Source organism: Bacillus atrophaeus, from assembly GCF_039519175.1.
Classification (GTDB): Bacteria; Bacillota; Bacilli; order Bacillales; family Bacillaceae; genus Bacillus; species Bacillus atrophaeus.
In genome coordinates this window covers 30,951-52,174 of record NZ_CP154443.1, presented here as the reverse complement: position 1 = coordinate 52,174, position 21,224 = coordinate 30,951, and the positions used below count along the sequence as shown (strand labels likewise).

Genomic DNA, 21,224 nt, shown 5'->3' with positions numbered 1-21,224 from the left:
ACATGAATTACGATCACATATTAATACGTTTTGGCGAAATATCAACAAAAGGAAAAAACAGACGCAGCTTTATTGAACGATTGAAGCAAAACATTAAACTTGTTTTGAATGACTATAATAAATTGAAATACTTCTCGAACCGCGACCGGATGACGATTACATTAAACGGTGAACAGCCGGATGCCATTCGATCACAATTAAAGCAGGTATTCGGCATTCAAAGCTTCAGCCTTGCCATTAAGTGCGAAAGCAGCCTGGAAGATATTAAAACCACGGCGCTGGCGGCCATTCGAGCTGAATATCAAGAGGGCGACACCTTTAAAGTGGCGACCAAGAGAGCGTACAAGCAATTTGAGTTAGATACGAATGAAATGAATGCCGAAATCGGCGCTCATATTTTACGGAACACCGAGGGCTTAACAGTCGACGTGCGCAATCCGGATATCCCTCTCAGAGTGGAAATCAGGGAAGAAGCAACCTATTTGACGATCCGTGATGAAAAAGGGGCGGGCGGCCTTCCTGTCGGTTCGGCCGGCAAAGCGATGCTGATGCTTTCCGGCGGATTTGACAGCCCGGTCGCCGGATTTTACGCCATGAAAAGAGGTCTGTCGGTAGAAGCCGTTCACTTTTTCAGCCCTCCTTACACGAGCGAGCGCGCAAAGCAAAAAGTCATTGATCTTGCGCGGGGCTTGTCAAAGTTTGGCGGAAAGATGACGCTTCATATTGTGCCGTTTACGAAGACACAAGAGCTGATTCAAAAACAAATTCCGGAAAACTATACGATGACCGCAACCCGGCGTCTGATGCTTCAAATCGCAGACAGAATCAGAGAACAAAGAAAAGGCTTGGCGCTGATTACAGGGGAAAGTCTCGGACAGGTTGCGAGTCAGACGCTTGAAAGCATGTATGCCATTAATGCGGTGACATCTACACCGATTTTACGGCCATTAATCGGAATGGATAAAACCGAAATTATTGAAAAATCGCGTGAGATCGGCACATACGACACCAGCATTCAGCCGTTTGAGGACTGCTGTACGATCTTTACCCCGCCAAGTCCGAAAACCCGGCCGAAAAAAGAAAAAATTGAACACTTTGAGAGCTTTGTTGATTTTGAGCCGCTCATTCAAGAAGCAGTGGAACAAATTGAAACAATTGAATTATACGGCGAGCAAGAAGCAAACGATAAATTTGCTGAGCTTTTTTAAGCAGAAGCAGAGGGGAACTGTATACAATTACCAAACTTTTTCTGAATGAAGCCATGTGTTTTAACACATTCTATACTCACAAGGAGGTGAGACACATGGCACAAAACAGTCAAAACGGTAACAGCAGTAACCAACTACTAGTACCAGGCGCTGCTCAAGCTATCGACCAAATGAAATTTGAAATCGCTTCTGAATTTGGCGTAAACCTTGGTGCAGAAACAACTTCTCGCGCTAACGGTTCTGTTGGAGGAGAGATCACAAAACGTCTTGTTTCTTTCGCTCAACAAAACATGAGTGGTCAACAGTTTTAATCACAATTACACATAATGGCTTAAGGAGCGGGGGCGACCCCGCTCTTTTTCAATGTTAAAAATGAATCTCCAAAGAACGATGAGCCTCTTGGCACTTGTTTTTTCGTGCATATCCTTTCTGAAAGGCGCTTCATTTATGTATAATGGGGAGAGAAAGCGAGGAGTTGTCCGTGTTAAAACGAGAAGATTTAATTGCCCCAATGAACTATAACTTAGTAAATGAAATTGAAAAGTTTAGCCGTTCTGGACAAAAAACCGCCCTGTTATGGGAGGACGAATCAGGAAAACAAGCTTCATGGTCATATGAAAAGCTAATGGAAGAAACCGATAAAATCGGTGCTGCGCTAACAGGTTTAGGATTCGAAAAAGGTGATAAGCTGATTGTCATGGTTCCGAGAGTGCTAGAAGCTTATGCCGTTTATTTGGCCATCCTGAAAGCTGGTATGGTCGTTATTCCTTGCTCGGAAATGCTTCGGGCGAAAGACCTTGAATATCGGATTGCGCACGCAGAAGTAAAGGGCGCCATTGTTTATCCGCAATTTATCAGCGCATTTAAAGATGTCAAGTCGACTGACAAATTAATCACGCTGTCAATAGGAGAAAATGAGGCTGGATGGAAAGACCTGTTAAGCATTCAGGCTGATGGAAGCAGTTTTAAAACAGCAGATACAACTAGAGAGGATATGGCGTTCTTATCCTATACATCCGGGACGACCGGTCAGCCGAAGGGCGTTGTACATACACATGGCTGGGCATTTGCCCATTTAAAAACATCCGCCCGCGAGTGGCTCGGCATTTCCGAAAACGACAACGTATGGGCGACAGCCGCGCCAGGCTGGCAAAAATGGGTATGGAGCCCTCTGCTTGCGGTGCTGGGAAGCGGAGCGACCGGATTTGTGTACCACGGAAGATTTGGCGCCGAGAAATATTTGGAGCTATTAAGCCGTTATCAAATTAATGTATTCTGCTGCACGCCGACAGAGTACAGGCTGATGGCAAAAGTGGAAGGCTTGGAAACCTATGACCTTTCAGCCCTGCACAGCGCAGTATCGGCGGGAGAGCCGTTAAACCGGGAAGTCATTGATGTTTTCCAAAAATACTTCGGAGTGAAAGTCAGAGACGGATATGGCCAAACGGAAAGCACGCTTTTAGTCGGTGTGCTGAAAGATATGGATATAAAGCCGGGAAGCATGGGAAAACCGACACCCGGAAATCAGGTTGAAATTATTAATGAAGACGGCGACATCTGCAAAACGGGTGAAACGGGGGATATTGCCGTACATCTAAGCACACCGGCGCTTTTCAAAGAATATTATAAAGACCCTGAACGAACGAAAAAGCAAGTGCGCGGCGACTATTTTCTTACGGGAGACAGAGCGAAAAAAGACGAGGACGGCTACTTCTGGTTTGAAAGCCGAAACGATGACATCATTGTAAGCTCCGGCTATACGATCGGGCCTTTTGAAGTCGAAGACGCGCTTGTCAAACATCCAGAAGTTAGAGAGTGCGCAGTAGTGGCGAGCCCCGATGAAATCAGAGGCTCAATCGTAAAAGCGTATGTCGTGCTGCAAAATCATGAAAAGCGCAGTGATGATCTTGTCAAAATGCTTCAAAATCACGTTAAAACGATCACAGCTCCATACAAATATCCTAGAGAAATTGAATTTGTCGAAAGCCTGCCAAAAACAGCTTCCGCCAAAATCAGACGTGTCGAGCTAAGAAAACGTGAAGAACAGCTTAAAGCCAATAAAAAGGCGCAGTCGTAAAAAGAAAGAGAGTGAAGCTGAAGTGAAGGCGATTTGGTACGGCGGCTTAATTTATACAATGGTAACCGAAGGGCAAAAAGCCGAAGCAGTATATGTTGAAGGCGGGGTCATTAAGGAAACGGGCAGTTTTGCCGAACTCAAAAAAGCGTACGGTTCACCGGACACTAAAGAGATCAATCTTCACGGAGCCGTGATGTTTCCGGGATTTGTCGACAGCCACCTCCATCTGATTGGGCATGGGGAAAAACAGCTGAGGCTGGATTTATCCTCTTTTACATCAAAAGAAGCCATTGTGCGTGCGGCACAAGAGTCAGAGCGCTATCTGGCAGAAGGTGAGTGGCTGATCGGCGAGGGCTGGAATGAAAATCAATTTGACAAGCCGGAATATGTCACAAAACATGATCTTGATCAATTGTTTCCTGACAGGCCCGTCATGCTCAAACGTATTTGCAGACATGCGGTAGCAGTTAATTCGGCCGCCCTGAAAGCAGCCGGTATCACAAGCCAAACGGCTGACCCTGACGGCGGCGTCATTGTGAAAACGGATGGAGAACCGACAGGCCTGCTGCTGGATAAGGCGCAAGATCTGATCACGCAGGCCATTCCTCCCGTTTCTCAAGCTTATGTGGACAGGGCGCTGAAGACTGCGATCACGGATTGCTGGAAAAAAGGACTGACGGGAGGCCACTCTGAGGATTTGTCTTACTACGGGGACGTTTCTGTTCCGGTCGCGGCTTATAAAACAGCTGTGGGATCAGGCCAGTATCCGTTTCGCTGTCATTTGCTCGTCCATCATCAAGTGGTTGACAAATGGGACGCAATGGAGAAACCGGAAGGCCCTTACCTTGAATTCGGAGCGATGAAAATCTTTGCTGACGGTGCGCTTGGCGGCAGAACCGCTTTATTAAAAGAACCGTACCATGATGATCCCTCCACAAACGGTGTGCAGGTTCATGACGACAAAACGCTTTACCGATTAATCAAAAAAGCGAGAGGAAAAGGCATGGAAGCCGCAGTTCATGCTATTGGAGATCTTGCTTTTGAAAAAGTGCTTAATGTCATAGAGCAGCTTCCGCCGAAACCGGGGCAGCATGACAGATTGATACACGCCCAAGTATTGAATCGTGAATTGATCAAAAAAACAGCAGCAATGCCGGTGGCCCTTGATATTCAGCCTCATTTCGTCGCGAGTGATTTTCCTTGGGTTATTGACCGCCTTGGAGAGCAGCGGATGAAAACGGCCTTTGCCTGGAAAACGCTAATCGAGGAAGGCATTTTGTGCGCGGGCGGTTCAGACGCTCCGATTGAGCCTGTTGAGCCGCTTCTCGGCATTCAGTCTGCTGTGCTTCGGACAAGCGGCCGACAAAAGAATGGTCCAAGTTATAATGAAAACGAACGCCTTACTGTGTATCAAGCGATTCAGCTCTATACAACAGGGAGCGCTGCGATCATTCACAAGGAATGTACGCGGGGAAAAATTGAAAAAGGATTTGACGCCGATTTTACGATTCTCAGCGACGATCCGTTTGCAGCGGAACCCGAGCATCTCCACCGCTTAAAGATTGAAAAAACAGTGGTCGGCGGACAGATAGTATATGAAAAAGAGGACAGGCTCTAAGCCTGTCCTCTTTGTGTTTATAAAAAGGAACGTTTTACTTTTTCCCAGAATGAATTATCTTTCAGCTTAACGGTTTTGATTTTCTTTTTTGAAAGAGTGATCTCGATTTTTTTGACATTCATTGTGCTCAGCGCTTCATTGTCCAGCCCGATAATCGGATGCTCATTCCCATCTTGAATAATATTCAGGGTCAGCTTGCGGTCGGAGCTTAGTACGAACGGAGAACCGAGTGTCCGGTACGTGTTATTGTTGAGTGACGCAAGCTCCGTGACCTGCATGCAGGAAAGCAGGGGATCAACGACTGCTCCGGCTACCGATTTATTATAGGCGGTGCTGCCTGTGGGCGTGGAAATGATCATTCCGTCTCCTCTGAACGTTTCAAAATGCAAATCATCAATCAGCACGTCCATAACAAACGTTTTGATAATGCTTGAACGGATTGATACCTCATTCAGACAATGGAAATGGTTCGTGTCATCCACTTTGACATGAATGAGCGGATATTTTCTGACTTCAATTTGTTCAAATTTCGTCGCATCCGTCATTTTTTCAGTCTCATCACTGTTAAAGTCACAATAGAGATGAGCCTTCCCCTTTTTGGCGATGCCGACATATAAACAATCTTCGCGGAAGTTAGTCTTTCTGACAGCCTGCAGGAATGAGCCGTCACCCCCGACGCTTGCGATAATATTGGCATCGGCTGATTGGCTGACGACCGTAAATCCGTTCGATTCGGCCAGTTGCTTCAAGGAGCTGACTTGTTCCTTTGTTTCATTGTCTTGTTTGTGAAAAAAATAAACATTACGGCGATGATCTGTCATAATCATTTCCCCTTTGCTGTCATATTTAAGTTTTTCTGCCATCCAGTATTTGTGTTAAAATACCTTTGGCCATAAGTGTACCATGTTTGAAGCTTATTGGGTAAGCCAAAGCTTTGGAATGAAAATGAAACATTCTCTTACGCCAGTCGTATAATGAAGGGGACATGTTTTATAAAAGGAGGAGAAACAATGAATGCAAAACGATGGATTGCATTGGTGATTGCGCTTGGGATTTTCGGCGTTTCATTAATTGCGAGTCTTACAATCGCTTTCTTTGAAAATTTCAGCGGCAACACGGATATTACGTCGCTGAACGATGAATCACAAGAAGTCACGCTGGAAGACGGAAACCTCTCCAGTAAAATCGCTGTACTCGAAGTCAGCGGAACGATTCAAGACAACGGGGATTCAAGCAGTCTGCTCGGTTCAGACGGCTATAATCACAGAACGTTCTTGAAAAACCTTGAACAGGCCAAAGAAGACAAGACCGTTAAAGGAATTGTTCTGAAAGTGAACTCTCCCGGCGGCGGCGTCTACGAAAGTGCCGAAATACATAAAAAGCTTGAAGAGATTAAAAAAGAAACAAAGAAACCGATCTATGTATCAATGGGTTCAATGGCAGCTTCCGGAGGGTATTATATCTCAGCGGACGCAGATAAGATTTACGCATCACCGGAAACGATCACCGGTTCTCTCGGAGTTATTATGGAAAGTGTTAACTATTCGAAGCTGGCCGATGAGCTCGGCATCAAATTTGAAACAATTAAAAGCGGTGCTCACAAGGACATCATGTCTGCCACTCGTGACATGACAGATGAAGAAAAGAAAATTATGCAATCTATGGTTGATAATTCTTACGAAGGTTTTGTAGATGTCATTTCGAAGGGGCGAAACATGGCTGAAGCGGAAGTGAAAAAAATCGCCGACGGACGTGTTTATGATGGCAAACAAGCGAAGAAATTGAATCTCGTTGATGAGCTTGGCTTTTATGATGATACGATTGCTGCAATGAAAAAAGATCATAAAAATCTGAAAGACGCATCTGTTGTCACCTATGAGGAAAGCTTTGGCTTAGGTTCTCTCTTTTCGATGGGGGCGAACAAAATGTTTAAGAGCGAAATTGATTTTCTGAATATGAAGGAATTAATTTCACAATCCAGCTCGCCGAGAATGATGTATCTCTATGCGAAGTAGGAGGGATAAATAATGGACGCGACATATGATGACTTGAACCGCAATGAAGCGCCCCCTGCGGAAAAGGCGGAACTGTTTGAGCGTGCGTACGCGGGATTTTGGATCCGTTTTTGGGCGTTCTTGCTTGATTGGCTTGTTGTATGGGGGCTGAACCACTTAATCGTTTCACCGCTCTTTAGTGTCATGGGACTGCCGAAAACATCGGGTGTTTTTACGATTTCAGCCTATTCAGTGACAACCCTCATTGTCTTTCTCGCTTATTTTGCGCTGATGACAAAATGTTTCAGTCAAACGCTCGGGAAAATGGTTTTTGGGCTCAAGGTTGTTTCAGTTAAGCCGGATACTTCTCTCACCTGGAGCGCGGTGATCTTCAGGGAGGTCGTCGGCCGGTATATTCTTAAAATCTGGATTCTGTATATCGTTGTCGGAGTAACTCCTAAGAAACAGGGGATACATGATTATTTTGCCGATACGACTGTCGTGCATGAAAAGCTATATCGCAAATGACTAAAATAAACCCGGCCTCGGTCCGGGTTTATTTTTTTTTGAATTGGACGATAATGCTTTCTAAGAGGAAGTGAAGGATATGGTATATCTCTTGTCTGCCGTACTTATTCTCATTCTTTTCGTGCTGGTTATCAGAATGAAAATCCAAATTGCCATTGAGTATCTTCATTCAGATGATGATGACAAACTTACGGTGAAATTCACATCCTTATACGGGCTGATACGGGTCAAAAAAGAATTTCCGGTCATTAAACTGAATCCAGAGGATGCCTCAATCGATGTAAAACAGGATACAGAATCGAAGACCAAAAAAAGCAGCGGAAAGAAAAAATTAACCTATCGTGAACTTAGAGAAAGCATAGACAGAGTTGAAATGCTTATGAAGCAAGTGGTAAGAATGCGAAAGATCGGCGCCGCCTTTCTCGCCAGTTTTCGCGTCACAAAATTAGAGTGGACGACAATCGTCGGAATCAAAGACGCAGCGGCGACAGGGATTTTGACCGGCGGCGTTTGGGCAGTGAAGGGCGGAATAATGGGGATGCTGTATGAACACTTCAGCTTTGCCAATAAACCGGTGTATCAAGTCATCCCTTCATTCCAAATGCCTGTGTCCAAAACCCATTTGCAGTGTATATTCTTTTTTCGCTTTGGGCATGCTATGCTTGCAGCTTTCAAATTTGTAAGATACTGGCGGGGCGGCTTATCTGTATTCAGAAAGAAACCATCAGCCCGATTAACTTCAAAGAATGATTCATCAGTTTAAGGAGGAAGCGCAATGGCAGACCATCCCATTCAAGGTTTAATGAAAACCGCTATGGAAAATTTGAAGGAAATGATTGATGTCAATACAATCATCGGAGATCCGGTTGAAACACCGGATGGCAGTGTCATCTTAACCGTTTCTAAAGTCGGTTTCGGCTTTGCGGCGGGCGGAAGTGAATTTGGCAGCAAGCCAACCGAAAAGAAGTCTGAAGATGATGAACGCAAAGAACAAAAACTTCCGTTCGGAGGCGGGAGCGGAGGCGGTGTGTCTATCACGCCAATCGCGTTTTTGATTGTCGGAACAACCGGTGTCAGAATGCTTCATTTAGACGAAAATACACATTTAATTGATAAGCTTTTGGATTCCGCTCCGCAAACAATTGAACGTATCCAGCAAATGTTTAAAAAAAATGACAAAGGCCAAAACAAAAAAATGAATGATATCGGTCTTTAACTTTTAAAGTTAACTGCAGATTGCAGTTAGCTTTTTTTATGATCTTGGCATAAACTTTGCAGTTTGCATAAAACTCTACTATGATAGAACTATACATATCAAAGGGAGGAAATATAATGGCTTCAATTACATTTAAAGGCGGCCCGGTTACATTAGTCGGACAAGAAGTGAAAGTTGGGGAGCAAGCTCCGGACTTTACAGTGTTAACGAACGGTTTAGAAGAAAAATCGTTAGCGGATTTCAAAGGAAAAGCAACGATTATTTCAGTTATCCCTTCTATCGACACAGGCGTTTGTGATGCGCAAACCCGCCGTTTTAACGAAGAATCCGCAAAGCTTGGAGATGTGAACGTTTTAACTATCAGCGCAGACCTCCCGTTTGCTCAGGCGCGCTGGTGCGGGGCGAACGGAATTGATAAAGTGGAAACTTTATCAGACCACAGAGACATGTCATTTGGGGAAGCTTTCGGCGTTTACATTAAAGAACTTCGGCTGCTGGCCCGTTCCGTATTCGTTCTTGATGAAAACGGAAAAGTTGTCTACGCTGAATATGTGAGCGAAGCAACCAATCACCCGAACTACGAAAAGCCGATTGAGGCTGCAAAGGCATTACTTAAGTAAGCAGGTGAAAAAGAGCTCCAGGTGCTGACGCCGGAGCTCTTTTCATGGCAAGGAGGAAGACAATGCAAAATGATCATGTCGGCGCGGTTTATGAGCTTCTGGATGAAGCCGCGCAAATGATAGCAAAAGAACTGCAAATTTCATATATCGAGGCGCTTGCCGAAGCCGGGGAAATGTATTTCCTTGAAACAACGGACCAGTTTTCAATTCCGGCTGAAAAAGCCGAACCGCTGAAGGCTCTGCTTGCAAAAGCCGAATTTAATAAATATGAGCACGAATGGGTGCGGAAGTCGTTTCAGCTCGCCATTTTAAAAGGCTTAAAAGACAAGTCACACCCGAATAGACAAATGACACCTGATACAATCGGGCTTTTCATCAGCTACTTGGTCAATAAATTTACTGAGGGGAAAAAGGACATGACGATCCTTGATCCCGCAGCCGGGACGGGAAATCTCCTTCTCACGGTTTTAAACCAGCAGTCTGAACAAATAGCAAAAAGCTATGGAATCGAGATTGATGACGTCCTGCTCAAAATCGCGTATTCTCAGGCGAACCTGCAGGAAAAGGAAATTGAACTGTTCCATCAGGACAGCCTTGAACCGGTATTTGTCGACCCGGTTGACATGGTCATCTGCGACCTTCCTGTAGGATTTTATCCGAATGATGAAGGGGCGAAGGCGTACGAATTAAAAGCGGATGAAGGCCATTCTTTCGCCCATCACCTATTTATTGAACAAAGCGTGAAGCACACCAAACCGGGCGGCTACTTATTTTTTATGATTCCGAATCATTTATTTGACAGCGCCCAAAGTGATAAGCTCAAGCGTTTTTTCAGCGAAAAGGTCCACCTGAATGCGCTGCTCCAGCTTCCTCAATCACTATTTAAAGATGAGGCTCATGCCAAAAGCATTCTCGTGCTTCAAAAACAAGGCGATCAAACGAAGCCGCCGAAGCAAATGCTGCTTGCCAATCTCCCGTCATTTGCGAACCAGCCGGCTATGCTCGAAATGATGGCTAAATTGGATACGTGGTTTCAAGAAGAAAAATAGATGAATCAAAACAGTTTAAGGAAACATCTTGCGATGGGTGCTTAAACTGTTTTTTTGCGGCAAACATTGAATGAAACAGGCTATCTTTACAAACGCTAACTCAATAATCGTCTTTCAAAATAACCGAAACAGGTGTTTTACTAATCTGAAAATAACGACTTCTCTATGAAAACGTTACCAATAACGATGTTGACTTGAAATGCTGACATGACAATGTTTAAATGGAAAAGTCAGATATTTTCCGGCGCGATCTGGCGCTTGGGAAACAAGAACGAACAAAAGAAGTTGAATGTTGATACAGAGTAAAAAGGAGCGACAATCATGTCCAAAATTATTGCAATTAACGCAGGAAGCTCGTCTTTAAAATTTCAGCTTTTCGAAATGCCTTCAGAAAAAGTATTAACGAAAGGCTTAGTTGAACGAATCGGTATCGCTGACAGTGTGTTTACCATTTCTGTAAACGGCGAAAAAAATACAGAAGTTACAGATATACCAGATCATGCGGTTGCAGTTAAAATGCTGCTTAACAAATTAACTGAGTTCGGCATTATCAAAGACTTGAATGAAATTGACGGGATCGGCCACCGTGTCGTTCACGGCGGAGAAAAATTCAGTGATTCCGTATTATTAACGGATGAAATGATAAATGAGATCGAAAAAATTTCTGAACTGGCGCCGCTTCATAATCCGGCTAACATTGTCGGAATCAAAGCATTTAAAGAAGTGCTTCCGAATGTACCTGCGGTTGCGGTGTTTGATACAGCGTTCCACCAAACAATGCCTGAGCAGTCTTATCTGTACAGCCTTCCATACGAATACTATGAGAAATTCGGCATTCGTAAGTACGGGTTCCACGGCACATCACATAAATATGTAACTGAACGCGCAGCTGAGCTTCTTGGCCGCCCGCTGGAAGATTTGCGTCTTATTTCCTGCCACCTTGGAAACGGTGCGAGTATCGCAGCCGTTGAAGGCGGAAAATCTATTGATACATCAATGGGCTTCACGCCGCTTGCGGGCGTAGCGATGGGTACGCGTTCCGGAAACATCGACCCGGCCCTTATTCCTTATATTATGGAGAAGACAGGTCAATCAGCAGACGAAGTATTAAATACATTAAACAAAAAAAGCGGACTGCTTGGCATCTCCGGTTTTTCAAGCGACCTTCGTGATATCGTGGAAGCTTCAAAAGAAGGAAATGAGCGTGCGGAAACAGCGCTTGAAGTATTTGCAAGCAGAATCCACAAATACATCGGTTCTTACGCGGCAAGAATGAGCGGCGTTGACGCTATCATCTTTACTGCCGGAATCGGTGAAAACAGTGTCGAAGTGAGAGAGCGCGTCCTTCGCGGCCTCGAATTCATGGGAGTATACTGGGATCCTGCACTTAATAACGTACGCGGCGAGGAAGCTTTCATCAGCTACCCGCATTCTCCGGTTAAAGTCATCATCATCCCGACCGATGAAGAAGTGATGATTGCCCGTGATGTAGTCCGTTTAGCTCAATAGTATGGAGGAAAAGCACATTCAGCCGAATGTGCTTTTTTCGTGTGTATTGAATTTTTTATATAAAGACGATACGATATGGGCGTACATAATCGTAATCAATACGAATAATATCAGCTATATCAATGAGGTGAAAGCATGAGTGTGGAAGAACATAAACAAGAAGCCCCAGGCACTGTTCGATGCATGGTCATTACCGTCAGTGACACAAGAACGGAAGAGAACGACAAAAGCGGCCGGCTGATGATGAAATATTTAGAAGACGCCGGCCACCAAATTGTATCCTATCACATCGTAAAGGATGATAAGGATGCGCTTCAAAAAGCTGTATTATCCGGCTGTATGGATGAATATACAGATGCGGTCCTTCTAAACGGCGGGACTGGCATTGCGCAAAGAGACGTGACAATTGAAGCGGTCACTCCGTTATTTTCGAAAGAGCTGCCCGGTTTCGGAGAGATTTTCAGAATGCTCAGCTATACAGAGGATATCGGTTCAGCCGCAATCCTTTCCAGAGCGGCGGCAGGGGTCATCCTGAATACTGCCGTCTTCTCCACACCCGGTTCAAGCGGTGCGGTAAAGCTTGCGATGGACAAGCTGATTATCCCGGAGCTTGCCCATGTAATCAGAGAAATCAGAAAAGATATGAAATGAATAAATCCTGCGAAACTTCACTCGAAAAAATGGGTGAAGTTTTTTTTATAAAAAGCTTGAAAAAACAGAATTTACTTGTTAAAGTGTATACATACAAAATGTATTTTTATTAAATATAATTTATTTTTATACAAAAAGAGAACACGGTTGAGAGGGGATTTTTAACATGGCAGAACAGAAAAAAGTTGTATTGGCATATTCAGGAGGTCTTGATACTTCTGTAGCGATAAAATGGCTTCAAGAACAAGATTATGATGTCATTGCTTGCTGTTTAGATGTAGGGGAAGGCAAAGATTTGGCATTTGTACAGCAAAAAGCATTGGAAGTGGGAGCGACAAACTCTTACGTCATTGACGCAAAAGAAGAATTTGCACAGGAGTTTGCGCTTGTTTCTCTTCAGGCGCATACACTATACGAAGGAAAATACCCGCTTGTATCCGCATTATCACGTCCATTAATCGCAAAGAAATTAGTCGAGGTGGCGGAAAAGGAAAATGCGGTAGCGGTCGCGCACGGATGCACTGGTAAAGGAAATGACCAGGTTCGTTTTGAGGTTTCTATCAAATCATTAAATCCGGATTTGGAAGTAATCGCTCCTGTCCGTGAATGGCAATGGTCTCGTGAGGAAGAAATTGAATATGCGGCTGACCGCGGGATTCCGATTCCGATCAATCTTGACAGCCCGTACTCAATTGACCAAAACCTTTGGGGACGCGCGAACGAATGCGGCATTTTAGAAGACCCTTGGGCAGCACCGCCGGAAGGCGCATATGATCTGACAGCACCTTTGGAAAAAACGCCAGACACTCCTGAGATCATCGAGATCGCGTTTGAAGGAGGCGTTCCGGTATCAATCGACGGCGTATCGTATTCACTTTCTGAATTGATTCTGAAACTGAATGAGGTTGCCGGCGCACACGGAATCGGAAGAATTGACCATGTGGAAAACCGCCTTGTCGGCATCAAATCACGGGAAGTATATGAGTGCCCGGGTGCTATGACGCTGATTAAAGCGCATAAAGAGCTTGAGGATTTAACACTGGTCAAAGAAGTCGCGCACTTTAAACCGGCAATTGAACAAAAGCTGTCAGAAGTTATTTATAACGGTCTATGGTTTTCACCGTTAAAGGATGCGCTTCTCGGGTTCTTAAAAGAAACACAAAAGCATGTTACCGGCGTTGTCCGCGTTAAGCTCTTTAAAGGACACGCGATTGTGGAAGGACGTAAATCAGAGTTTTCACTTTATGACGAAAAACTTGCAACATATACAAAAGACGATGCGTTTGATCACCACGCAGCTATCGGTTTTATTGAACTTTGGGGGCTGCCGACGAAAGTCAACAGCATCGTGAAAAAGAAGGAGCAGATTAACGCATGAAGAAGCTTTGGGGAGGCCGATTTCAAAAAACACCGGAAAAATGGGTCGATGAGTTTGGGGCGTCCATCACATTTGACCAAAACTTAGTAGCTGAAGATATTACAGGGTCTCTCGCACATGCTGCAATGCTGAAAAAATGCGGTATCCTGACGGAAGAAGAAGAGCTGAAAATTCGTGAGGGGCTGAATACACTTCTGCAAAAAGCTGAAGATAACGCCTTGGAATTCTCAGTCGATTATGAAGATATTCATTTGAACATTGAAAAAATGCTCATTGATGAAATCGGTCCTCTGGGCGGCAAGCTTCATACCGGACGAAGCCGGAATGACCAGGTGGCGACTGATATGCATTTATATTTAAAAAATCACGTCGGCCATATTATCGAGCTGATCGAACAGTTTCAACACGCGCTGATTAAAAAAGCGGAAGCGAATGTGGAAACGATTCTACCCGGGTATACACATCTTCAGCGTGCCCAGCCGATTTCATTTGCCCATCATTTGCTCGCGTATTTCTGGATGCTCGAGCGGGATAAAGAGCGTTTTCAAGATTCGATGAAACGCATTAACAAGTCTCCGCTCGGCTGCGGGGCGTTGGCGGGCACGACCTTCCCGATTGACCGGGATTATTCGGCACAGCTTCTTGGCTTTGATTCCATATACGAAAACAGCCTGGACGGAGTAAGCGACAGAGACTTCATTCTTGAATTTTTAAGCAACAGCAGCATGATGATGATGCACCTTTCCCGTTTTTCGGAAGAAATCATTCTCTGGTGCTCTCAGGAATTCAAATTCATTGAACTTGATGACACTTACGCGACGGGAAGCAGCATGATGCCGCAAAAGAAAAATCCGGACATGGCGGAACTCATTCGGGGAAAAACCGGCCGTGTGTATGGTGATATGATGGGGCTGTTCACGATTATGAAAGGGCTCCCTCTCGCTTATAACAAAGACTTGCAGGAAGATAAAGAAGGCATGTTTGACACGGTGAAGACTGTGGAAGGCAGCCTGCAGATCTTCACAGGAATGATTGAGACCATGACGGTCAATAAAGATGTAATGAAGCAGGCGACGAAGCAAGACTTCTCTAACGCGACAGAGCTTGCTGACTATTTGGCGAAAAAAGGCATGCCGTTCAGAGAAGCTCATGAAATTGTCGGGAAACTGGTCTACACATGCATCGAAAAAGGTATTTATTTAAGCGATATGCCATATAGCGATTTTCTTGAAGCGAGCGATCTTTTTGAAGAAGATATTTACACGGTTCTCGACCCGTATCATGCTGTTGAAAAACGAATGAGCGCGGGAGGAACCGGTTTCAAACAGGTGGAGCAGGCACTCGTAAAAGCTAAGGAAAGCATAAAGGCTTGTAGCTAAATTTTCCTTCATAAATTCCATTCATTATAGCCACCCTACTTATATAATGAATGGGAGGCCAGAGGGATGAAAAGAGAACAAGAACAGTATATATATGATGAAAAAGAGGGGCAGGAGACTATCCGGCAGATTACTGACGTGTATCAAAGCGGTTTTGTTGAGCTGTCAGAAAAGGAACCGCCTGCTTCTGCGGAATAAGCTGTCTAAACAGACGGCTTTTTTCGTTTGTCAAAGTGTAAAAAAGTGATATTGCCGTTCTTTTATAGTAAAGTAGAGGAAGAAATGACTTTATTTGAAGCGGCTACGTTGCTTTGGGAGGGTATACATGTGCGACATGCTTTAATTACAGCCGGTTCGAAGGGATTAGGGCGTAAAGTGACGGAAACCTTACTTGAAAAAGGGTACTCTGTGACGGTCAACTACAGACAGGATGAGGAAGCTGTCAGCCGTCTGAAAGCCGCCTGTCCTCAATTTCTTGACCGGCTGCAGTTTGTAAAGGGAGATGTCACCAAAAAGGAAGACTTGCTGTACATTGCCAATGCCGCGAAAGAGCGGTTTGGGAGAATCGACTTCCTGATTAACAACGCCGGGCCTTACATATTTGAACGGAAAAAGCTTGCCGATTATTCCGATGATGAATGGTACTCTATGCTTGAAGGGAATTTAAGCGCTGTCTTTCATTTATTTAAAGCAGTAATTCCGATCATGAGAACACAGCAATTCGGCCGGATTATAACATATGGTTTCCAAGGTGCGGCGCACGCCCCGGGCTGGCTTCACCGTTCCGCTTTCGGGGCCGCAAAGGTCGGTTTGGCCTCACTGACAAAAACGATAGCGATAGAAGAGGCTGAATCCGGTATAACAGCCAATATGGTGTGCCCGGGTGACATCGTCGGCGATATGAAAGAAGCGTCAATAGAAGAGGCCAGACTGAGAATCGGCAAGGAAAAGACGCCGATAGGAAGATCCGGAACGGGAGAAGATATCGCCAGAATCATTGCTTTTTTGTGCGAGGAAAACTCCGATCTAGTGACGGGAACCGTTATTGAAGCAACCGGCGGGCTTAATGTCATTAACAGGCACCATTCAACCTAGGTTTTTTGGAAGGCTCATAAGGGAAATAAATAAAAAAATTGTGATGAGGTGAAAGATATGAAAGTGACATATCACGGACATTCTGTTATCGCAGTAGAAACAAACGACCACAATATTCTGTTTGACCCGTTTTTGACCGGAAACGATTTAACCGATCTGAAGCCGGAAGATGTAAAAGCGGACGTCATTTTATTGACTCATGGCCATAATGACCATGTAGGCGATACCGAACAAATTGCCAAGCAAAATGACGCACTCGTTGTTGCGCCGAATGAGCTGGCTGTCTATCTCGGCTGGAAGGGCTTGAATGTCCATCCTATGCATATCGGCGGCTCCAGACAGTTTGACTTCGGGAAGGTGAAGCTGACGCAGGCGTTTCACGGTTCGGCCATTACTGATGAAGAAAACAAAACGATCACATATACCGGAATGCCGTCTGGAATTCTCTTAACAGTGGAGGGGAAAACGATTTTCCATGCAGGCGACACGGCTTTATTTTCCGATATGAAATTAATCGGTGAACTGAACCATATTGATCTTGCGTTTTTGCCGATCGGCGACAATTTCACAATGGGTCCGGAAGATGCCAAGCTTGCCGCTGAATGGCTGAGAGCGAAACAGGTTGTACCGGTCCATTACAATACATTCCCGGTCATTCAGCAAGACCCTGAGGCTTTTGCGGACAGCCTCCCGGGCGGAGTCGGAAAAGTCATGGCTGTCGGAGAAACGATCGAGCTTTAAAAACACAGGCCGCGCCTGTGTTTTTTTCTTTTCCATGCTGATCGCCCTTTCATATTTATGCACCCCTTTTCAAAAAACATCACTGCTTCATTGCTATTGATTCCTCACAACCTTTATAATATGACATAGAAGACTGTCGGTTAGAGGTGAAACGCTTGGCAACAAAGCATGAACAAATTTTAATGTATATTGATTCACTGCCTGTGGGAGAAAAAATTTCCGTCAGAAGAATTGCAAAAGAAATGAAAGTAAGTGAAGGAACGGCTTACCGAGCCATAAAAGAGGCGGAGAATAAAGGCTTTGTCAGCACGATCGAACGAGTCGGCACGATTCGGATCGAGCAAAAGAAAAAAGAAAATATTGAAAAACTTACATATGCAGAAGTCGTTAACGTAATCGAGGGACAAGTGCTCGGCGGACGGGCCGGACTCCATAAAACACTCAATAAATTTGTCATCGGAGCCATGGAGCTTGACGCGATGATGCGTTATACCGCCGCGGGGAATCTCTTGATCGTCGGGAACCGCATAAACGCCCACCGGCAGGCGCTTGAAGCTGGCGCCGCTGTCTTGGTGACGGGCGGATTTAATACGGATGACAGTATCGTACAGCTGGCGGACGAGCTTGAACTGCCTATTCTTTCCACAAGCTATGATACGTTTACGGTTGCCGCGATGATTAACCGGGCGATCTATGACCAGTTGATTAAAAAGGAAATCGTGCTTGTAGAAGACATTTTAACCCCGGCCGACCGCACCGTGTACCTCTCTCCAAAGGATAAGCTGGAGAAATGGTATGAGAAAAATTTTGAAACGGGACACGGACGCTTCCCGGTTGTCGATCACCAAATGAAGATTCACGGCATTCTCACATCGAAAGATATCGCGGGCCATGACCGATCGGCGCCGATTGAAAAGGTGATGACAAAAAATCCGGTCACGGTGATAGGAAAAACATCTGTCGCTTCCGCAGCCCAAATGATGGTGTGGGAAGGAATTGAAGTGCTTCCCGTTACAGACAAACATCAAAAATTAATCGGAATGATCAGCCGCCAGGATGTATTAAAGGCCCTTCAAATGATCCAAAAGCAGCCGCAGGTCGGTGAAAAGCTGGACGATATCGTCTCAAGGGGATTTAAAGAAGAGGAAGATGATAAACAAAATCCTGCGGTTTATCAGTATGAAGTAACACCGCAAATGACGAATCAGCTCGGAACGATTTCTTACGGTGTGTTTACCACGATCCTCACTCAGGCGGCCAATCGGTTTTTGCGCTCGCGGAAACGGGGAGAATTGGTCATCGAGAGCATTACCATCTTCTTTCTGAAGCCTGTGCAGATGGAGTCGGTCATTGAAGTCAAGCCGCGTATTCTCGAAGCCGGAAGAAAATTTGGAAAAATGGAAGTTGAAGTCCACAGCCAAGGAAACATTGTCTGCAAAGCGATGCTTATGGTTCAGCTGATGGAAAGAAGCTAAAGGGACGTGCATCTCCCGTCCCTTCCGTGATATTACGCGTGGTCTCTTTCTGCCTCTTTGGCATGAAGGGGGACGTAGTGCTTATAGGCTTTATACCCGGCCCACAAGCTGCCTGCTCCTACGAGGATAAAAATACCGCCGATCACTAACGTTAAAACTGAATGAAATAAGATCATTTGATTAATTCCGTAAAACAGCACCAGCGACCCTAAGGACATGCTTGATTTAGCCGAGAAGAATTCTTTCTCCAACGGCCGCTTCGCTCGGACGCCTTTTACTTTGAAATACACGTAAAAGCAGGCTGAAAGCACAATCAGAAAAACGAAAACCAGCATAAATGAAGTCCTCCATTGTAAGAGTTTACAAACCCATTCTATACATAAATGGGCTTGATTTCTAGGATAAATGTTTTTCTTTTCCGGCGGTAAAGTTTGTGATTAAATGAAAAAAAGACAAAAAAGGAGTACAAGATGAAAACAGAACTCATTACAACCATATCATTATATGACACTATTATCATACATAGACATGTGCGGCCTGACCCAGACGCCTACGGATCCCAGTGCGGCCTTACAGAAATACTGAGAGAAACCTATCCTGAAAAAAATATTTATGCAGTCGGCACCCCCGAACAATCACTTTCGTTTTTGTATTCCCTTGATGAAGTGGATGACAAAACATATGAAGGCGCACTTGTCATCGTATGTGACACTGCAAATCAGGAAAGAATCTGCGACAAACGGTATGGTTTGGGCGATAAGCTCATGAAAATCGACCACCATCCGAATGAGGACCCGTACGGTGATCTTTTATGGGTTGATACGAATGCAAGTTCTGTGAGCGAAATGATTTATGAGCTGTACCTCGAAGGGAAGCAGCACGGCTGGAAATTGAATACGAAAGCGGCTGAATTGATTTATGCCGGTATCGTCGGAGACACAGGCCGGTTCTTATTTCCGAACACAACGAAAAAAACCTTAAAATATGCAGGCGAACTTATTGAATATCCGTTTTCATCTACAGATTTGTTTAATCAATTGTATGAAACCAAATTGAATGTGGTGAAACTGAACGGTTTTATTTATCAAAATGTGTCAGTGTCGGAAAATGGAGCGGCCTCTGTTTTTATCAAAAAGGATATCCTTGAAACATTCGGCACAACGGCTTCTGAGGCATCACAGCTCGTTGGCACGCTTGGAAATATTTCAGGTATTCGCGCATGGGTGTTTTTCGTAGAAGAAGAAGATCAAATCAGAGTCAGATTCCGCTCGAAAGGGCCTGTTATTAATGTTCTTGCCCGCAAATATAATGGAGGGGGCCATCCGCTTGCCGCAGGAGCTTCCATTTACAGCTGGGAAGAAGCGGACACTATTTTGGCTGATTTAGAAACAGTATGTAAAGAACACAAGTAGAGGGGTGACCCTCTTTCTTAGTGTTCATCTGTGACGGGGATGAACCAGCAGCCGAGTTCAGTAAGGTCTTCATAGACTTGGAGATTGTAAGATTGAAGTTCTTTTTTGATGAGGGAAGCGAGTGCGTTTGTTTCTGCATATGCGGAAAAACCTTGTCTGATTCGGGCGGCTTGATCTTTTGCCTGCTGACGGTCGCTATAAACATCCATTTCCCTTTCCTCCCTTCATATTCAACATTTGCCTCATTTATAGTTTATAAAAAAGCGGAGTAAAAAGCGACTGAAGTTTGGAAGATTTTAAAAAATTTCCACATTTATGACGCAAATGATATTTCAATCTCGACAGTCAGTCTCGTATAAATAATTAATTCCTTCACCTCAGCTTCGTATTTTTTTTCATTAATGGTATATATTTTGTTTTCAATCGTTCGTTTTAACAGTTCCTTTGTTTTATAGACACTTTCTATATCCTTTGTGATGACCTCTGAAATGTCATCCTTAATATGTTCTTCGAATTTTGTCTTGTCCGGCTGCGAAATTTTGTATTTTTCGCTGTTCAGCAATTTTACATCGACGCTTTGAATGAGCAGCATCTTTTTGTTGTCCTCATTCAGCTTATGAAGGTCCTCCTGATAGATGGAGATTTGATTGTTCAAATCTTTTACATGCTCCTGCTGCTCTGCAATCAAAGTCACTTGTTCCTCTTGAAAGGTGCCATACGTAAACAGGAAAATCACCCAGCTGATAACGGCGCCGCACATCATACCCGCGAAAAAACGCTGCCATCCCGGTTTTCTATAGAGCTGAGGCACTCTCATGAAGAAATGTGCTCCTGCGTCAGCCAGGAAATAATCAGCCATCCGCTTTGTGCGCCCCCCATGGCCGATATGATGAGAAGGAGCTGCTTGAATATATCTCTTGTATTCCCTTCGAATATACCTCTCTCAAAGCTGTATACCGCATCAAAAGTTCCGCCGATGGCTGCAACAAGCGCCCATATTTTCAATTTGTTGGCAAGTTTTGTAATGGCGGTGAGCGGAGCTTCACCTGACAAGTAAGCGCCGACTCCGCCGATCAGCGCCCCGCCGATCAGCACGCCTAGCGCAATAAAATAACTATTAATGAAATTTGCCATAAAGCTGGCTTCTTGGTCCAATATGATCACCTCACCTCTTATATCATATTGAGCTCTCAGGACAAGTATGATGACAAGTCAAAAAAGAACATTTGTTTCTTATGTAAACCCGTCTTATAATGAAGGAAGAAAAATGATCG

Annotated in this window: 24 protein-coding genes; 19 read left to right on the top strand and 5 right to left on the bottom strand. The window is 44.6% G+C overall.

Translation table 11 applies throughout. From position 1 onward, the window contains the following. The first annotated feature begins 2 nt into the window (after window positions 1-2). The 4 genes from thiI to AAHT65_RS00345 all read left to right on the top strand — a co-directional run bounded on the left by thiI (window position 3) and on the right by AAHT65_RS00345 (window position 4,903). Window positions 3-1,208 carry a tRNA uracil 4-sulfurtransferase ThiI gene (thiI, locus tag AAHT65_RS00360; RefSeq protein WP_343310810.1) on the top strand — a complete coding sequence of 402 codons (1,206 nt, stop codon included), beginning with the start codon at window positions 3-5 and terminating at the stop codon, window positions 1,206-1,208. 95 nt (window positions 1,209-1,303) lie between these two features. Further along, on the top strand, window positions 1,304-1,519 hold the full coding sequence (locus AAHT65_RS00355; RefSeq protein ID WP_003325071.1) for an alpha/beta-type small acid-soluble spore protein: 216 nt from the start codon (window positions 1,304-1,306) through the stop codon (window positions 1,517-1,519). Between the two features lie 170 nt (window positions 1,520-1,689). Then, window positions 1,690-3,285 carry an acyl-CoA synthetase MbcS gene (mbcS, locus tag AAHT65_RS00350; RefSeq protein ID WP_343310809.1) on the top strand — a complete coding sequence of 532 codons (1,596 nt, stop codon included), beginning with the start codon at window positions 1,690-1,692 and terminating at the stop codon, window positions 3,283-3,285. A gap of 22 nt (window positions 3,286-3,307) precedes the next feature. After that, window positions 3,308-4,903: an amidohydrolase gene (locus tag AAHT65_RS00345; RefSeq protein ID WP_343310808.1), complete on the top strand. Its 1,596-nt coding sequence runs from the start codon at window positions 3,308-3,310 to the stop codon at window positions 4,901-4,903. Window positions 4,904-4,920: 17 nt separating this feature from the next. Here the strand turns inward: AAHT65_RS00345 and AAHT65_RS00340 are convergent, their stop codons facing one another. Beyond that, complete coding sequence (locus AAHT65_RS00340; protein ID WP_035175224.1) at window positions 4,921-5,724, bottom strand: NAD kinase; 804 nt, start codon at window positions 5,722-5,724, stop codon at window positions 4,921-4,923. Between the two features lie 189 nt (window positions 5,725-5,913). Here AAHT65_RS00340 and sppA point away from each other — a divergent pair, with 189 nt between their 5' ends. The 14 genes from sppA to AAHT65_RS00270 all read left to right on the top strand — a co-directional run bounded on the left by sppA (window position 5,914) and on the right by AAHT65_RS00270 (window position 18,538). After that, window positions 5,914-6,918 carry a signal peptide peptidase SppA gene (sppA, locus tag AAHT65_RS00335; protein WP_343310807.1) on the top strand — a complete coding sequence of 335 codons (1,005 nt, stop codon included), beginning with the start codon at window positions 5,914-5,916 and terminating at the stop codon, window positions 6,916-6,918. A gap of 12 nt (window positions 6,919-6,930) precedes the next feature. Continuing rightward, a complete protein-coding gene (locus tag AAHT65_RS00330) occupies window positions 6,931-7,425 on the top strand; it encodes an RDD family protein (RefSeq protein ID WP_063637187.1) in 495 nt (164 codons plus the stop codon). A 79-nt stretch (window positions 7,426-7,504) separates the two neighbouring features. Beyond that, on the top strand, window positions 7,505-8,188 hold the full coding sequence (locus tag AAHT65_RS00325) for a DUF2953 domain-containing protein (protein WP_343310806.1): 684 nt from the start codon (window positions 7,505-7,507) through the stop codon (window positions 8,186-8,188). Window positions 8,189-8,200: 12 nt separating this feature from the next. Further along, the gene (ytfJ, locus tag AAHT65_RS00320; RefSeq protein WP_268537507.1) at window positions 8,201-8,641 is read left to right on the top strand and encodes a GerW family sporulation protein; all 441 of its coding nucleotides are present in this window, start codon (window positions 8,201-8,203) and stop codon (window positions 8,639-8,641) included. 116 nt (window positions 8,642-8,757) lie between these two features. After that, the gene (gene tpx / locus AAHT65_RS00315; RefSeq protein WP_010789482.1) at window positions 8,758-9,261 is read left to right on the top strand and encodes a thiol peroxidase; all 504 of its coding nucleotides are present in this window, start codon (window positions 8,758-8,760) and stop codon (window positions 9,259-9,261) included. Window positions 9,262-9,323: 62 nt separating this feature from the next. Further along, window positions 9,324-10,310, top strand: coding sequence for a class I SAM-dependent methyltransferase (locus AAHT65_RS00310; RefSeq protein ID WP_343310805.1), 987 nt, complete (start codon window positions 9,324-9,326; stop codon window positions 10,308-10,310). Window positions 10,311-10,631: 321 nt separating this feature from the next. Continuing rightward, window positions 10,632-11,819 (top strand): acetate kinase, encoded by a 1,188-nt coding sequence (locus AAHT65_RS00305; protein WP_003325085.1) that lies wholly within the window; start codon window positions 10,632-10,634, stop codon window positions 11,817-11,819. 135 nt (window positions 11,820-11,954) lie between these two features. Then, window positions 11,955-12,470, top strand: coding sequence for a MogA/MoaB family molybdenum cofactor biosynthesis protein (locus tag AAHT65_RS00300; protein ID WP_003325086.1), 516 nt, complete (start codon window positions 11,955-11,957; stop codon window positions 12,468-12,470). A 166-nt stretch (window positions 12,471-12,636) separates the two neighbouring features. Then, window positions 12,637-13,848: an argininosuccinate synthase gene (locus AAHT65_RS00295; protein ID WP_088117744.1), complete on the top strand. Its 1,212-nt coding sequence runs from the start codon at window positions 12,637-12,639 to the stop codon at window positions 13,846-13,848. After that, entirely contained in the window at window positions 13,845-15,227 is a 1,383-nt protein-coding gene (gene argH / locus AAHT65_RS00290) for an argininosuccinate lyase (RefSeq protein ID WP_010789479.1), read from the top strand. Before AAHT65_RS00295 ends, argH begins: the two co-directional genes overlap by 4 nt. A gap of 66 nt (window positions 15,228-15,293) precedes the next feature. Then, window positions 15,294-15,425, top strand: coding sequence for a hypothetical protein (locus tag AAHT65_RS00285; RefSeq protein WP_003325090.1), 132 nt, complete (start codon window positions 15,294-15,296; stop codon window positions 15,423-15,425). Window positions 15,426-15,554: 129 nt separating this feature from the next. Next, window positions 15,555-16,322, top strand: a complete 768-nt coding sequence (locus AAHT65_RS00280) for an SDR family oxidoreductase (RefSeq protein WP_003325091.1) — start codon at window positions 15,555-15,557, stop codon at window positions 16,320-16,322. 57 nt (window positions 16,323-16,379) lie between these two features. Further along, window positions 16,380-17,063, top strand: coding sequence for a metal-dependent hydrolase (locus AAHT65_RS00275; protein ID WP_003325092.1), 684 nt, complete (start codon window positions 16,380-16,382; stop codon window positions 17,061-17,063). A 155-nt stretch (window positions 17,064-17,218) separates the two neighbouring features. Then, window positions 17,219-18,538, top strand: a complete 1,320-nt coding sequence (locus tag AAHT65_RS00270; RefSeq protein WP_003325094.1) for a CBS domain-containing protein — start codon at window positions 17,219-17,221, stop codon at window positions 18,536-18,538. Between the two features lie 32 nt (window positions 18,539-18,570). Here AAHT65_RS00270 and AAHT65_RS00265 read toward each other — a convergent pair whose 3' ends face one another. Beyond that, complete coding sequence (locus AAHT65_RS00265) at window positions 18,571-18,873, bottom strand: YtpI family protein (RefSeq protein ID WP_003325095.1); 303 nt, start codon at window positions 18,871-18,873, stop codon at window positions 18,571-18,573. 135 nt (window positions 18,874-19,008) lie between these two features. On the opposite strand from AAHT65_RS00265, the gene AAHT65_RS00260 reads away from it, so the two are divergent. After that, window positions 19,009-19,950 carry a DHH family phosphoesterase gene (locus AAHT65_RS00260; protein ID WP_003325096.1) on the top strand — a complete coding sequence of 314 codons (942 nt, stop codon included), beginning with the start codon at window positions 19,009-19,011 and terminating at the stop codon, window positions 19,948-19,950. Window positions 19,951-19,967: 17 nt separating this feature from the next. On the opposite strand, the gene AAHT65_RS00255 is transcribed toward AAHT65_RS00260, so the two are convergent. The 3 genes from AAHT65_RS00255 to AAHT65_RS00245 all read right to left on the bottom strand — a co-directional run bounded on the left by AAHT65_RS00255 (window position 19,968) and on the right by AAHT65_RS00245 (window position 21,105). Beyond that, window positions 19,968-20,159 (bottom strand): hypothetical protein, encoded by a 192-nt coding sequence (locus AAHT65_RS00255; RefSeq protein ID WP_003325097.1) that lies wholly within the window; start codon window positions 20,157-20,159, stop codon window positions 19,968-19,970. Between the two features lie 104 nt (window positions 20,160-20,263). Further along, a complete protein-coding gene (gene ytrI, locus AAHT65_RS00250) occupies window positions 20,264-20,767 on the bottom strand; it encodes a sporulation membrane protein YtrI (RefSeq protein ID WP_003325098.1) in 504 nt (167 codons plus the stop codon). Then, a complete protein-coding gene (locus AAHT65_RS00245; RefSeq protein ID WP_003325099.1) occupies window positions 20,764-21,105 on the bottom strand; it encodes a YtrH family sporulation protein in 342 nt (113 codons plus the stop codon). The genes ytrI and AAHT65_RS00245 overlap by 4 nt, the downstream gene beginning before the upstream one ends. Between the last annotated feature and the right edge of the window lie 119 nt (window positions 21,106-21,224).